Consider the following 16429-nt stretch of genomic DNA (forward strand, 5'->3'; position numbering starts at 1 on the left):
AGTATGGCTAGGGTAAGGCTAGAAGCAGGCTAGAGTATGGCTAGAGTATGGCTGAGGGATGATGTAAGAAGGAAGAGGTAAGATGTAAGAGAGAAGAGGTCCGAAGGCTGAGTCAGTCGGGGACTGGTACCTGTCTCATGTTCTGCGGCGGGGCCTCGACGGATATCTTACTATATATAGCTCAAATCGTGAATTGAGCCGATTGATTTCATGAATTGAGTTAACTCAATCGATGAATTCACTCGAGTGAAGTTTTTGAGGGTATTATAGTTTTTTGCAAAAAAAATATCCCAGCCACGGAAAATGTAGCTGGGATAAATTGTAAAGAAAAAAAATAAACTCTTACTTCTTAAACAGATGAGGAATGAACTCATGGAGGCCGCGGCGCCAGGTGAGGAACTCATGACCTGTGCCCTGAGAGACAGAAGAGTCAACCTTGATGCCAAGCTGACGGAGGCCGTCAACGATTGACTGACTGTTGACGAAGTCGTCTGATCCCCAGTTCATATACATATAGTGCACCTTTTTATTGAACTCATCGGCATTGGCGAATACGCCATCGTAGGCGGTCTTCACATCGAGACCGAAGATAGCACCGCTGAAGGTACCAATCCATGCGAACTTATCCAGATTGGTCAGAGCCACATCGAAGGTCTGATGACCACCCCATGAGAGACCTGCCATAGCACGGTTGTCACGATCGGTCTTGGTGCGGAAGTTGGCATCGATATAAGGAATCAGGTCGTTGAGCAGTACGGGATAGAAAGAAGCACCATACTCGCTGCGACCAGCCTGGTTGTTGCCACCACCGAAGGGCTGCTTGATATCACCGCTCTCCATGACCACAATCATTGGCACGGCCTCGCCCTTGCCAATAGCATTGTCCATGATGTGCTGCATCTTACCCTGAAGCATCCAACTGGTCTCGCCCTCGCCCATGCCATGCTGCAGATAGAGCACAGGATAGCGCTTCTTGGCATTCTTTGCCAGTTCATACTCTGCTGGGGTATAAACCAGAGCGTGGCGCCACTCGCCTTTTGAGGTTTGAGATTTGAGGTTTGAGATTTGAGAATGCTCGCTGAAGTAGTAGATGCTGCGCACCTGACCATGGGCGATGCCCTGCTGCGGACGGTAGTAGTCGCCCTCAGGTCCCTCGGGTACCTCAAGACCACCGCATTCGCGATTGCAACCGAAATAGGTCTCAGAAGCGGGATCAATGAAGTTCACGCCATCGATATTCAGGAAATAATAGTGGAAGCCTACGGGCAGAGGATCGGTAACAGCCATGAAGACGCCATTGCCCTGAGGCTGCATGTCGTACTTCTTGCTGCAGATATCCACAACGACCTTCTTGGCCTGAGGTGCCTGGATGCGGAAATAAGCACGACGCTGACTGTCAACCTTGGGGAACTCGTTGCCAGGAATAGCATTCTCGGCTGTAATGGCATCGGCAGGGACCACCATTTTCTTAATAGCTACAGGCAGATTCTTGGGGCGCTTAGGCTCGAAACCGAGATGACGGGCTACGGCCTCACCATAACGGCAACCCAGCTCACGATAGCCGGCAGCATCGAAATGCAGACGGTCGGGACCATTAGAGCAGTCATCAGAAGAGATAACCTGAGAGGTATGGATAGTATTGGGCAGTTCGTCAATCTGCTTCTTGCAGCCGATGCAGACACCTTTACCACCAGCCTGCACGATATTTCCCACATAGAGGTTCACCTCCTCGGGCTTCAATTGCAAGTCGCCACAGAGGTTCTCGTACACCTGTTTCACCATGCCGGCCCACTTCGGGTCGCCTGTATTAGTCTCGCCCTGATGCATCAGGATACCCTTGATGACACCATCCTTCTGAGCCTTCTTGGCCAGCGTGACCAGACGCTCGTATGGATTGTTATCATAAGCAGCCAGCATGCCCTTCATCCACTGTGGAGCCTTATTCTTGGCATAGTTCTCAATGCTGTCGGGCAGGAAGCCCTTGATATCGATACCGCCAATAGCAACGTGGATCACACCGATCCTAATATTATCGGGCGTAGAAGCCACCATGGTACGACCGAACCAGTCGACAGGTGTCAAGCCAGTATTAGGACGGCACAAAGGCGCAGAAGCCTCGCACCACTCACCCATCTTGCGTCCCTTATTAGGGAAGTCAACAGCGGGCATCAGCAGAAAACGAGGACCTGGACTCTCCAGGTCAACAGCCTCTGGACGGGCATTTCCCTCCATGTTAGACTGTCCGAAACAAAGGAAGATGTAGAAATTAGGATCGGGCTGCGCCACCTTCTCGGCTGCAGCCTGACGAATGGTGCTCACCTTCGTCTTTTTCGCGACTGCCTTCTTTTGGGCAGACGCGCTACATGGCAGTGCCAACAGAAGGGCTGCCATCGTCAAGGTTTTTAGAGAATTAATCTTCATAATAGTTATTAATAAATGGTTTGAATGAATTATCTAACAAGAATTTTCCTGCCCTTATTGATATAGATGCCAGCCTTCAGTTTCCTGGGCTCAGCCAGACGTCCGTCGAGCGAATAGAGCGGTGCACGGAAAGCATTATCGTCGGTCTCTACACCATTGATGGCAGTAGGATTAGGATTGTATTGCTCATCATTGGAAAGGAAAATATCGTCAAACACAATCTTAGTTCCCTTTGGACAACGGAACAGCATCTTGGAAATCAGAGAGGGATCCAATTCCGTGGCGCTATATTTCGCATGATGAATATCGATGACAATCGTCTCACGGTCATTGAAAATCTCACGACAGCCAATACTGTTTTTCTTGTATATCCATACCTCAGCAGCAGGATCTGCCGGTTCCTTCAATTTGATGACAAGATACTTGAAAGCAGACCAATCGGCCAGATGCGGGTACTCCCAGTATGCAGAACCAACGCCTGTAGTCTTTGCCGTCAATGTACGGGAAGCATCATCGAAGGTACAATGCTTATTCAGCGTAAACATATAATTATGGAACGAGAAATACGGGAGATGCTGCTCCAAAGTATACAATGCCTCACCAGCATAGCGGGCACCCAGTTTACGATAGCCGTAGGCACTGAAATGCCATGGATCCGCATTATTACCTGGACAATCCTTTGCACTCACCACATGACCGGTAGGAATGACAGAGGGTATACGGGCCACCTGCGTGTTATGACTGGCACAGCCACCACTCTCGGCATTGGTACCAGCACCTGCATATTCAACCTCACCAACGAACAGGGGCACGCTATCAGCACCAAGGTTCAGGTCGGTCAGCATGTCATTATAGATTTTCTTCACCATGCCGGGCCAGTTGGGGTCGCCACAGTTAGAGCATCCCTGATGCAGCAGGATACCCTTGATGACACCCACCGTCTGTGCCTTCTTAGCCATCTCTATGATACGTCCGTAAGGATTACCACCATAATGGTTCTTGGCCAGCGTAGCCCACCAATCACCAGGATGAGCTTGCAACTGCTGCTGATACAAGTCCTTGTCAAACATCTGAATAGGACTACCACCCATAGCTACGGGAATCACACCGATACGGATACTGTCGGGCAGCGACTCGCACATCATACGTCCGAAATAATCGGTAGGACCAAGTCCACCATTAGGGCTGACCAATGGAGGCGTGGCCTTGTACCAGTTGCCTTTGGTACGTGAGGGATTGGAGAAGTTACAGGTGGCCAACAGGCGGAAACGATTGTCGATACCCGTCTTATCTATAGTCTCTGGTTGGGCATTTCCTTCCATGTTTGACTGTCCGAAACAGATATAGATATAGAAATTAGGATCTACCTCGGCCATCATCCGCAGAGCAGGAAGAGATATCAAAGCACATATAATGAATAAACGTTTCATTTTCTTCAAGTTTCGTATTTGATCACTCTCTTAGGAGTTAAGGAGTTAAGAAGTTAAGGAGTTAAGACATCAGTCTTTTCCCTTGAATTCCCAATAATCCAGGCGTACATCACCTGATGTCTTGCTGAAGCAGAGGTACAGGTCGTGAACACCAGCAGCCTTCTTTACCTTGGTGGCAAACGACTTATAGGTCTCTACAGAACCGGTAGCGCCAATCTTCACAGTACCGATAACAGGACCGTCCTGGCTATCCAGGCGCAACGTCAGTTCAACAAAACCTGTAGAGGCAGCGCTGATAGCAAACTGACGGGCACCGGTAGCGAAGTCAACGCCACGCAGGCGGATAAACTCACCATCATTGATATCGAAGACATACATATTCTTCTTACCAGTAGAGTAAGGCATATCCTTGATGACACCGGTATTCTCGATACCCATCTTAGCAGTCTTCAAACCATTACCCCAGTTCATGGTCTCGGCCTCAACACGCTTATAGGGGTTCAGCCACTCTATCTGCTTCAAAGGTTTCTGGTTCAGCCAGTAAGGTATCTCGGGAATAGTGCCATCAGCATCATACGTAATCTCCTGTGCCGACACCGTACGACGCTCGTGATGGATATAGGTATCCAGATGCATCAGGTCATAGTTCTGACCAAACACATACGAGTGTCCCTTATAGTCACAGATACCAGGATGGTTACCACGGTCGCGCTGTGTGGGACGCATGATATAGTTCTTCCACTCCCAAGGACCCATAGGCGAGTCGCTCATGGCATAGCCCAGTGCCTCAGGACAGCAAGTCGTGGCATAAGCCAGATAGTATTTACCATTACGCTTGTAGAACCAAGGACCTTCCTGGTAGTTCTTCACCTTCCAGGTAGCCTTCTCGCTCCATGAAGCACGGAGGTTAATCTTAGCACCCTCTTCCTTGACAGGACGCATCACGCCATCCTTCTGGTTGAGCACAAAGATATCGCCGCTGGTAGAGATCATGTCCTCATTGAGCTTGATACAATAGACATGCGGGTTGCCCCAATACATATAAGCCTGTCCGTCGTCATCAACAAACACAGAGGGGTCAATATCATCCCAGTGCTCCGTCTGCCACACCAGAGGCTTGCCAAGAGGATCCTTGAAAGGACCATAAGGCGAGTCGGCTACCAATACGCCGATGCCATGACCATGAAGCGGTGCATAAAGATAATACTTGCCATTGCGCTCTACGGTCTGGATGGCCCATGCACCATTGTCGCGGGTGCGCCAAGAGAACTCCTTCAATGAAGCCACAGCACCATGCTCGGTCCAGTTCACCATATCGGTGGTTGACCACAAGAGCCAGTCGTACATAAAGAAGCCCGCAGAATTTTTCTCATTAGCATCGGGGATATCCTCGGGAGAGGCATCGTGCGAGGTGAAAAGGAACAGGGTGTCGCCCACCACGATAGGTGACGGGTCGGCAGTAAATTTCGTCTGGAAAAGTGGCATATTAACGCTCAGCGGGTCGTTGACAGGATAGACCACCAAGACGAAACCGCCACGAGGACGCAGCTTCATAGAAGCAGGATAATCTTCCTGAAGAGCCACATGGAAGCCACGATCGCCAGCATCGCCATAAAGCATGATATCACCATGCTGTTTGCCCTGCTTCAGGAAAGAGAGGTCGAGAGGCAAAGTTTTCTCTTCGTCGGTACCATTGATACCTGCAATATACCATGTCTTGCCACTGCGGCGTGCCATGACCACCGACTCACCTGGATAGCCAGAGAGCAGACGGGTCTCGTCCCAAACGGTAGGCAGGGCCGAGAGGAACTGCTGCACGTCATGGGGCTGGGCCAGATAACTCTCGGGACGGTCGGCCAGATGTTGCAAACCACTCTCGAAAAGCACCGTCAGTGCCAGTTCATGGGCATGCGTAGTGATATGGGGATGCTGTGAGTCGCTGAAGGTACAAGGGGTATAGTCCATCGGACCGATGACATTACGGGTGAAAGGCAGTGTGGCATTATGGGCAGCCGCCTTCTTGGTGAAGGTAGGTACATTATTATACCACTCGGCACCATAGACACCCTCGGTACTCATCAGGTTGGGATAGGTGCGCTGCCAGCCACGAGGGATGGTGGCACCATGGAAATTAACCAGCAGATGGTGCTTGGCAGCACTCTCCAGCAGGTCGATGCAATAGTCCATATTCTGCTGGGTATCGCCAGAGAAGAAATCAATCTTCACACCAGCCACGCCAATCTTCTCGCACCAGGCAAACTCCTTCTCACGGTCCTCGGGATTGTTCAGACGGAACTTAGGACCGGGAGCACCATTTACCCAACCCACAGAGGAGTTGTACCAGATAAGGGGCTTTATACCCTTTGACTTGGCATAGTTCACGGCATCCTCAATGGTCTTGCCATCTTTCATCTCGTCCCACTCAGCATCAATCAGAACGTAGGGCAACTGCAACGCCACTGCCATATCCACGTATTTCTTGATGATGTTATAGTCGTTGGAACCATGATTATAGGCCCAATAGACCCATGACACGGTGCCTGGATGAATCCAACTGGTATCCTCAATCTTACTGGGTTCGGAGACATCCGTAATCAGCGTTGACTCCACCACATCAGCCAGTGAACCGATGATTGCGACACGCCAGGGAGATGGCTGATGGCTGATGGCTGATGGCTGATTTCCATCGGGCACTACCTGATAGAGGTCGCCCTTGCTATGCAGACTGGAAGCTGCCTGACCTTTGCAGATATTTGCCTCAGAAAGGAGTACGAATACACCATCGGCAGGCTCCAAGAGGGCGGGATAGCCCCAACGGCCGTCTGTTGCCTTGGTGGTCAGAGGAAAGAAGCCCTCATAGCCGTCGGACCATTTCTGCATCCACCGCTTGGTGCCCTGAGAAATCTTATAGGCCGTCTTCTCCTTGTCCGACAAGCCATCGTAACGGAAGGCGACACCATCATTATACAGACGCATCGTCAGACGGATATCCTTACTGAGTGTCAGCTGATACTCGTTGGCCTCGTTGATGCAATGCAGACGCTTACCTGTCAGCATCTGATAATCGGCCGCTACATGATGCGCCTTGCTCACCTTCTGAATCTGTGAGTTGCCATTTCCCAGTACAGGGATGTCAAGCACCTGTTGCTGCTGATAATAGACCTTACAGCCATTATTCGCTGTTACAACCTTTAACTTCGCATTGGGCGATACCATGTCGGCAGCATACATGCCGCATGTCATGCTCCACGTAAAAAGCAAGAAAAATACCTTTTTCATTATATTATTTCATTCTTAGTTTTCCTTCAACAATATAAATACCTTGTGGTAACTTAGGCCATATCTCCAACGAGCCGAGCTTAGTGCCCTTCGTCGTATAGACATGCGGCTTAGAACGATTGGTGTTCGCATCAATCTCAGGAACATCGGCAAGCAGTTTTTCCTGTTGGAGATAACGGTGGCGCAGAGCGGAACGCACCGCGAACCATGCCTTCTTCTTGCCGAGACCAGAGTTATACAGCAACGGATTGGAGTTGCTACGCCATGAGTCATTATCCTTGATACCCCAGACAACGAGGTTAGGACAATTGTCGTTATTCAGCACAATATCGGTTATCATACGGTAGTTACGTGCCTGTTCCTCCAGATTTGCAGTCGTCGTAGAGGGTACGCCCATATCCAGTTCCGTGATAATACATTTCAGACCGGCCTCGCCAAAAAGGCGGATGGTCTTCTCCAATTTCACGGAGTCCACATCACCGATAGAGAAGTGGCACTGCAGGCCGACACCGTCCAAAGGAACTTTTTCTGACTGCAGGTGCTTCACCAGATTAGAGAAAGCCACAGCCTTGGCCTTGCCCTGCATCTCCACATCATAATCGTTCAGATAGAGCTGGATATCAGGATCCGCCCTACGGGCATAAACGAAAGCTGAGTCGATATAATCATCACCAATAGCCTGCTGCCATACCGTAGGACGCAGTTTATAGCCATTCGGATTGGTGCGGATGATGCTTTGGTCATCGTCCAGACACTCGTTGACGACATCCCATTCCACCACCTTACCCTTGAAATGCTGGAGTACTGTGGTGATATGATTCTTCATAATGTCCAATGCCTGCTGGCGTGTCCATCCCTTATCGTTCTTCTTACCGTCGCTACTCAGCCAAGTAGGCTGTTGGGTATGCCATACCAGACAGTGACCACGAACCGTCATATTATTGTTCTTTGCCAACGAGACAAGACCATCGGCAGCACCCCAGCTGAAGCTTCCCTGCGAGGGCTGTAGCACATCCATCTTCATCTCGTTCTCTGCCACCATCATATTAAACTGGCGGGCAGCCTCAGAACGGTCGCTATCCAGTCCTTTATAGGTACAGAATGCCATACCAATCATCTTACCATTCTTCTCGGCATAGTAGCGCATCGTCTTGCTGTCGGTATTATCATTGATACCGTCATCATAGAGTGCCCCCATAGTGCTCTCAGGAATCTCCGGATTATTCGGATCTACAGGATTATTGGGGTCGGCATCGTCTGTAGAAGCCAGACGTAGCACCACCTTATAGCCCTCGTCATCTGTTACCTCTTCAAGAGCCCAGGTGCCCTTGCCCGGTTGCAATAAGTGGAACTGCCAGTTGCCAGACTTGCTCTTTGCCTTTAAGACGGTAATCTCCGTACCCACCTTAAAGGGCAGTTCTTCGAGGGCAAGCGTGATAACTGGAGCCACCTCGCTCGTAGAGAAATCCTCCGTCATATTACTATAATTGAGGCTACCTGCCACTACCAACTGGTCATAACTGTCGGCAGAAGCCACCTTGAAGCGCAATACCGAACCGGGATGCAGCGTGAGGTTGGCATTCTTCGTGGGTGCGGCATAGTTCTTGAGTGTCAGCACACCGGGTGCCTCATCACCAGGTTCGATGGTGCCATAGTTATCCACCATGCCACCAATGCTGCCTGTACCACCGAGGACACCATTGGTCAAGACGTAGGCCACAGGCGTTGACTCACTGCCCATCGCACCCAGCGCGCCACTATACTTCTTGCTTTCAGCCTCAGCACGGTCATTGTTGATCAGCACTTTACCAGCCTTCACACGCAGTGCGCCGGTGAGGTTATTCTGATTACCCGTGATGCGATAGGTTCCAGTGCCCTCCTTGATGAGTCCCAGGATGCTACCGCTATTAGGAGCTATCATACCTGCCAAGACGGCATCGGTGTTCAGGTTGCCAACTAAATAATAGGACTTACGATCCTTCTTCATATAGCCTTGCAAGGTAGAGCCGGCCTCCATCTGCAATTCGCCAATACGAAAACCGCCGGCATTGGCATTGTTGGCCTCATTGCAGAGAATGGCACCGCTATGCACCGTCACCTTACAGTTCTGCATGGCATTATTCAGTTTGCCACCCTTGATACAGTCGTCAATATTCTCAGGTGAAAATACCTTTCCACCATGCGCCAGGACGACATTGTAAGAACCTGCAGAGGGAGAATTCTCCTTGAACGGATAGATATGTGCATCGCCCGTGAAGTTGGTCCAGTTAGCCCATGAGGCCCCACTCTTGGTTCCCAGATAGCAGCGCTCACCACCAGCATAGAGATTGATAGTGCCCTTACCGCCGACAGCCGACGTGAGATAACAATAGCGGGCCAATTTCACATCGGTGGTCTTACCGGCAGCCACACTGACAGTGGTGCTATAGGTAATATAGCTATCAGATCTGTTATTACCGTTCCCGTTTCTAATATCAATTACTGTATTCTGTGCCTGAGCACCGAGTAACGGCAGAGCCGCTAAGAGAAATATAAGTCTTTTATGTTTCAGCATAAAAACAAATTCGTTACAACAAAATCAATTCGTATAATTCGTTAAATTCGTTGTTTCAATAAATTATAATTCGTGTAATTCGTTAAATTCGTTGTTTCAAATAGAAATTATTTCAGTTTGTCAAACTTCGCATTTTTCTCGATGGTCCAGCCTTGACGCTTTGACAAGCCGCAGTCCTTGCCTTTAAACATCTTAGCCGACTGCTTGTCGCCCTTCAACTGCCAGTTGAGCCAGTTCAGAGCTACCACAGAGAACTCGCCACCATGAGGCTGACGATAGGTGCCACCATGACCAACGGGGAAATTGGCAGCGCAGCAAGGCACGTGACTAATCAGATGGAAGTCGTCCATACCATTCTCGTAGGCAATATCCTCCTTGCCACCCAGGATATAGATAATGCTGGAGTGGATATCCTTCAGCTTAGACTTGTCGGGCATAGGCATACCACCAACAGCCTGATTGCGGTTGCTGTTCTTGAAGAGACCACTGTTGCAGATCATCAGCGTCTTGATGCGAGGGTCGGCACAGTTGTAGAGCGTCTGCAGACCACCGCACGACATGCCAGCCACACAGATATTCTTCACGTCAATCTTGTTATAATAAGGTGAGTTCTTATCCGCATTCTGCGCGATGATCCAGTCGATAGACTCAATCTGCTGCTGCGTGGTTGACATCGGGCCATTATAGGGTTTCTCCTCCATGGGGATATAACCCGTGGCCAGCACGATATAACCATGAGAGGCAATCTCGTTCAGGAACTTATAGTGCTCCCATGGAGAGTTGGTGCAGGCACCATTGCCCCATACCAGTACAGGGAGAGGGTTCTTCTTATTGAAAGCCGACAGATCCTGAGGCACGAAAATGGTGTGGGCCTCAAGGGTAGCCTCTTCCTTCATGACAGCCTTATACTTACCCAGACCGCCCTCTTCTACGACAAGTGACTGCAGACCTTTGATCTCCCACCAGTCGAAATTGAAGAGTTTTGGTCCCTTGCGACCAGTGAAGACGAAATACAGATCATGGGTACCCTCAGCCTTCTCGGCAAAGTCAACAGACAGCGTCTGCCATTTCTCCCAACCGCCAGTAGCGGGCACTTCCAGTGTGGCAAGGCGCTTACCTCTGAGACTGTCAATACGCACCTCAATCTTTCCGCCACGCAAGCCTGAGGCCACACGGGCGAAGAACTGCTTAGCCACATTTCCATCGAACTTCACGTTCTGCAGTTTGATATAGTCGCCATTATGAATATCGGTGACATAAACACCAATCTCATCATTCTGTTCGGTCTTCACGCCACGGCTGAAAGCCATGGTCTCGGCCTGTACCTTCTGATAAGGATTAAAGGTGGCAATAGGTTTCACGCCCTCATTGGTAGGCAGAATTTTGGGGAAAGAGCCATCAGCGTTATACTTGAACTCCTCAACAGCCACGCTACGTCCGAAACCGCCACCCTTCGGCAGTTTGCCAGTGTGGTAGAAGAAATATGAATGACCCTTGAAATCGGCCACACCACAGTGGTTGGTGAAAGAACCAGTATTGCTCAGTGGCATAATCTCGCCTGCATATTTCCAAGGACCTGTGGGCGAGGAAGCGGTACTGTAGGCGATATGTTCGGGCACGCCACCGGCAGCATAGAGCAACTGATATACACCATTACGCTTGGTGAGCCATGGCCCTTCTACATACGAATCCTTATACTGTTTTCCCTTCTCGCGCTTACTCATGATAGGACCACCAAAAGCCTCTTCGGTCATATCCAGGCGTCCCAGTTCACCGCTATAGGAAATCATGTCACGGTTCAACTTCAGGTAGTAGCACTGAGGATTACCCCACATCAGCCATGCCTGACCATCATCATCAATCATCACCGTGGGGTCGATATGATCCCATGAGCCATTCTCGAAGAGGGGCTTGCCAAGGGCATCCTTGAAAGGACCTGTCGGACTGTCGCTCACGGCCACGCCGATGGCCATACCACCAGAGAGTTTGCTGTGTGCACAGATATACCAATAGTACTTACCGTCGCGCTCTATCGTCTGACTGGCCCACGCACGGTCGTCAGCCCAAGAGAAACTCTCCAAAGCCAGTGGAGAACCATGGTCGGTCCAGTTCACCATATCCTCGGTAGAATAAACGCGCCACTCCTGCATCCAGAAGAAATCGGCATTATCCTCATCATGTCCAGTATAAACATACATGCGGTCACCGCATACCATTGGTGCGGGGTCGCTTGTAAACCAGGTCTGCACAAAGGGGTTCTGTGCTTGAGCAGCCATAGCAGTCAGTGCCATCATGGCTGCACTCATCATAGTCTTTTTCATTTTTTAGTATTGTGTATTGTTATTTTAAAATCATGTCCTTTCTGTCGGCTTGTCTTCAACTTGCCCTTAGCATCCTTCCACTGGAACGTGATGCGTGAGCACTGACCTTTCTGATAAGCCATCGTTGTGCCGTCGTCCTCATAAAGCGTAAAGGAAGCATCTGCACCAGCATAAACATGCAGTTCGTCATTACTCATGGGGATAATGCTTCCGGCACGCACAAAGACAGGAATGCGAGCTTTGGTAACGGTCGTCGTCACCGTCTGTCCGCCATCATAATGCTGACCGGTATGATAGTCGTACCAGCCGCCTTGCGTCTTAGGCAGGTAGGTCTTCCACGTCTTCACATCGGGTTCGGTGACCGGACTGATGAGCAGTGCCGGACCGAACATATACTCATATTTCTGATCCAAAGCCTCGGCATCATCGGCGAAATCGAATACCAAGGGGCGCATCAGCGTAGAACCGTCGAAAGTGATGTTGGCCGCTATACTATATATATAAGGTAAGAGGCGATAACGCTCCTGCAGACAATCAGAGATGATCTGCTTTGCCTCGGCACCATAGTTCCACGGCTCTGTATTACTCATATAACCATGCACACGCATCAGGGGCAGATAGACACTGGTCTCTATCCAGCGCAGCATCCTGTCGATATAAGCCTGGTCGGTATATTGATTGCCGGGACGGAAGAAACCGCCGGCATCATACGTCCACCAAGGAATACCGGCAGCCTGCATACCTAAGCCTGCCGTTATCTGACGGCGGAACGTCTCCCAGTCGTTACCCACATCACCACTCCACATGGCAGAGCCATAACGCTGGATACCAGGGAAGCCGCAACGGGTGAGAATCATTGGACGTTTAAGGGAAGAAGGAAGAGTGAAGAGTGAAGAATTTGCTACCGCACTTGCGCTCGTCAGTCCCTCATAAACCGTCTTATTCACCAACAGGGGATAGACATTACGTACCTCTTCCCCACTCCACTTGCCGTTGTTCACACGGCGTCCAAGGAGGTCGTCGTTCTCTGGTTCCGTGGCATCCTGCCACCAGGCATCAATACCCAGGGGAACAAGGCGGGTAGAGAAATTCTTCCAGTAGGCGGCTGCGGCATCGGGATTGAAGAAGTCTATCCAGTCGGTACCAGGGATATAATAGTTGTCGGCACCCATCTGCTTGCCAACCTCTGAATTCTTGTCAATCTTTGACCATACGCTGACCATCAGACGCATATTCATGGCATGCAGACTATCTGTCAGCGCCTTAGGATCGGGATAGAACTGCTCGTCAAAGCGCATGGAGTTCCAGCCATACTTTCCCCAGTATTGCCAGTCTTGCACGATAACATCCACAGGCATCTTCTCTTTGCGGAAGCGGTTGGCAGTCTGCAGGATCTCATCCGACGAATGGAAACGCTCACGACAATGGATATAGCCCAGTGCCCAACGGGGCATCAAGGGGGCATCGCCCGTCAGATGACGATAGGAAGCGATGATTTCATCGGGTGAACCGACGAACACGGTATAGTCAACAGCCTGGGCTACAGGAGAGCGGAGCACCGTCTCGTCCTGCACCTTATCATAATACAATACCGGATGATCACCTCTCGACAGTTCGGCCTTCACCACATGATGACCAGCCTTCAAACGCACGATTGTAGAGGCTGTAGGTGGCAGCCACGTATTCTGCATCTCAATGACCGTCTGACCATCGATAGTAAGGTTATGACGACGAGCCATCTTCTGACCTACATCGAGCAACAGCGAATAATCGCCATCCTCGGCAAGGTCGATACCGGCCTCAAAGATATTACGCTGACGCACCTCACGGCGTCCGCCCTCCGTCGTTGTAACATTTACCACCTCAGTGCCACCTTCTCCAGACTGTCCTAACTGCAGAGCTACGCGCTGACGGCACGGATTGAACTCCACCATACCGTAGTTGTTCCACAACACACCATAGCCCTTGCTCGACAAAAGCATGGGGATACTGATTTGGGTGTTGACCTGCGTCAGGCGGCGAGAGAGACCACGCACATCGTTAAAGCCATCCTGAAACTGACCCAATCCATAAAGATGTTCATCCTGCGGAGAATTAAAAGAAAGGGTTGCCTCGCTGCCTTGCATCTGGTGTGCTGTAGCTGAGAAGACCTCCTCTCCCTTTTTGTTTCTGATGACAACGCGTTGCCTACTGGCATCCACGTCAACAGTGATATCCTTAGACTTCACCTCTTCATCCTTGACATAGAGCCACTCTGGCAGACGCTGTTCTATCGGCTGCTCATAATATTGTATTCTCACCGCATTCCGTGCTATCTGGCGCACATTCAATGTTCCCTTACCAAACGACACCTTGCCTGCCATCGCAGGGATGGCAAGCAAGGTGACTATACCTATATAAAACAACCGTTTCATCTTTTCAATGCTTAATCTTTAATGATTAATGTTTAATTCATAATTACCACAGCGCCGTTCGTTGGGATGGTCACGGTAATCTGCTGTTTCTTATTCTGTTTCACTGTGCTTACGCTACCCTGCAACTGCGCATCATCGCTATAGACCTGCAGTTCGGTACCCTTAGCGAACATCGGCAATGTGATGGTCTTCTTCAGAGGCTGCTTGTCGGCACAGATACCAGCCACGAACCACTTATCACCATGACGGCGTGCCATGATACAGTACTTACCGGGATAGCCGTCGATGAACTTCACCTCGTCCCAGGTCGTTGGCACATGCTTCATGAAATCCACAGCCCAGGCAGGAGCATCCGTCAGGTTGTTGGGAGCCATGGCAAAATGCTGCACACTGCTCTGGAACAGGACGGCCGTTGCCAAGGCATAGACATCACTGGTCACACGGTGTGTGCCACGCTTATTGTCGGCATTATAGAACTTGTTCAGTGTAGAGCCACCAAAGTCCATTGAACCCACCGTGTTGCGGATGAAGGGATGGATACAGCCGTTGAAAGCCTCAGCATCGCATGAGCCCTGACCGAAGTGCAGGTTCTCTGATGCCAGCACAGCCTCTGAAGCCACATAGTTAGGATACATACGCTCCCATCCACGAGGCAGCGTGCAACCATGGAAGATACACTGAATGCCAAACTCGTTGGCATCGGTCAGGATATCCTCGTAGAGCTGCATCATAGCCTGTTTGTCACCACCGAAGAAGTCAACCTTGATACCCAGAATGCCATTCTCCTGCATCCATTTCATCTCCTGACGACGCGCAGTCGAACGGTTCATCTTGTTCAGGGGCGACTGAGGAGCATCATTCCAAGAGCCGTTAGAGTTGTACCACAGGAAGAGTCCCACGCCCTTTGACTTGGCATAACGAGACAGTTCTGCCATCTTCTCATAACCAATCTGCTTGTCCCACAGGGCATCAATCAGTACCGTGCGCCAGCCCATAGCAGCAGAGAAATCGATATAACGCTTCTGCTCGTCGAAGTTACAGCTGGAGTCCATACCAATGATCCATGACCACGAACCGGCGCCATAGGTATAGTCACGACTGGCCTTATACTTAGGCTTCACCAAGTCAAAAGGTACGGTGGTCTCCACCACATTCTGCAGAGTGTTTCCTACAGTAATCGTACGCCAAGGTGTCTGGGCAGGCAGACTGACAGAAGCTGTCGTGGTGCCCCAACCATTCATCTCGCCCTGCTGAGGGAAACCAATCTTATAGTTGGCACCACCGTCGTTGAGCAGACGGCAGGCCACGTAGTTGCCATCGGTACCGGTCTCAGAAATCAGTACCCAGCCCTGTCCAGAGGGTTGCGACTTGGTTGCAGCAACTGGCACCTTGAACAGACAAGGGAAAGAATAGCCCTCGCCCCAACCGTTCTTACCCATAGGCTCATCGAGTGTATAGGAAGTCTCGTAACTGGGAGATGTGCGGGCAAAGCCACCCATGGGCTTTGACTGCGGACAGAGGAAGGTGGTGGTACCGTCGGGCAATACAAAACCGCTGGCCTCATTCTCTACGATAGCCACCAGCGTCTCGCCACCACGACTCTTCCTTGAATACAACTTATATGAAAAAGCCACGTCACGGTTGCTCACACGAAAGATGATATCCATGGCATGACGACCATTCTTCTCAACTTGACAGACGGCCTCGGTAGCCTCATAGTGTACGGTGCTCTGCTTGATGGTCTTCAGCGAATAATCATCCGTCACCGTCTGTATAGGACAGTCTTTAATGACAAGGTCCTTTGTGAGATCCTCAAAGTTCAACACCAGTCCCAGTGGCGAGCGCAGCAGCATGGCTGTACCCTTGTAATCCACCTGATAACCAGGCTTTCCACCCTCATCATTGACAGTCACCACAAGATTACCGTCAGGACTTGTTATCTTTTTCTCAAAAGCCTGTGCTGACAAGCATGTCAGCAACAGGCTACTAAAAAACAAAACTTTTTTCATT

Annotated in this window: 7 protein-coding genes and 1 pseudogene; all 8 read right to left on the bottom strand. The window is 50.3% G+C overall.

The window, feature by feature from the left end; all coding sequences use genetic code 11:
• Positions 1–342: 342 nt before the first annotated feature.
• Positions 343–2421 carry a bifunctional carbohydrate acetyl esterase/feruloyl esterase gene (locus L6466_RS11405; RefSeq protein WP_237802811.1) on the bottom strand — a complete coding sequence of 693 codons (2079 nt, stop codon included), beginning with the start codon at positions 2419–2421 and terminating at the stop codon, positions 343–345.
• 29 nt (positions 2422–2450) lie between these two features.
• Entirely contained in the window at positions 2451–3851 is a 1401-nt protein-coding gene (locus L6466_RS11410; protein WP_237802809.1) for a sialate O-acetylesterase, read from the bottom strand.
• Between the two features lie 69 nt (positions 3852–3920).
• Positions 3921–5372, bottom strand: a complete 1452-nt coding sequence (locus L6466_RS11415) for a family 43 glycosylhydrolase (RefSeq protein WP_431356522.1) — start codon at positions 5370–5372, stop codon at positions 3921–3923.
• Positions 5367–7130: pseudogene (locus tag L6466_RS11420) on the bottom strand (glycoside hydrolase family 97 protein); the annotation flags it as partial. The gene L6466_RS11415 and the pseudogene L6466_RS11420, both read right to left, overlap by 6 nt.
• A gap of 4 nt (positions 7131–7134) precedes the next feature.
• Positions 7135–9684 (bottom strand): endo-1,4-beta-xylanase, encoded by a 2550-nt coding sequence (locus L6466_RS11425; protein ID WP_237802807.1) that lies wholly within the window; start codon positions 9682–9684, stop codon positions 7135–7137.
• Positions 9685–9791: 107 nt separating this feature from the next.
• A complete protein-coding gene (locus tag L6466_RS11430) occupies positions 9792–12005 on the bottom strand; it encodes a glycoside hydrolase family 43 protein (protein ID WP_237802805.1) in 2214 nt (737 codons plus the stop codon).
• Positions 12002–14419: a glycoside hydrolase family 31 protein gene (locus L6466_RS11435; RefSeq protein ID WP_237802803.1), complete on the bottom strand. Its 2418-nt coding sequence runs from the start codon at positions 14417–14419 to the stop codon at positions 12002–12004. The genes L6466_RS11430 and L6466_RS11435 overlap by 4 nt, the downstream gene beginning before the upstream one ends.
• A 32-nt stretch (positions 14420–14451) precedes the next feature.
• Positions 14452–16428: a glycoside hydrolase family 97 protein gene (locus L6466_RS11440; RefSeq protein ID WP_237802801.1), complete on the bottom strand. Its 1977-nt coding sequence runs from the start codon at positions 16426–16428 to the stop codon at positions 14452–14454.
• Position 16429: the final 1 nt, after the last annotated feature.

This window comes from Prevotella communis, assembly GCF_022024175.1.
Lineage (GTDB): Bacteria > Bacteroidota > Bacteroidia > Bacteroidales > Bacteroidaceae > Prevotella > Prevotella communis.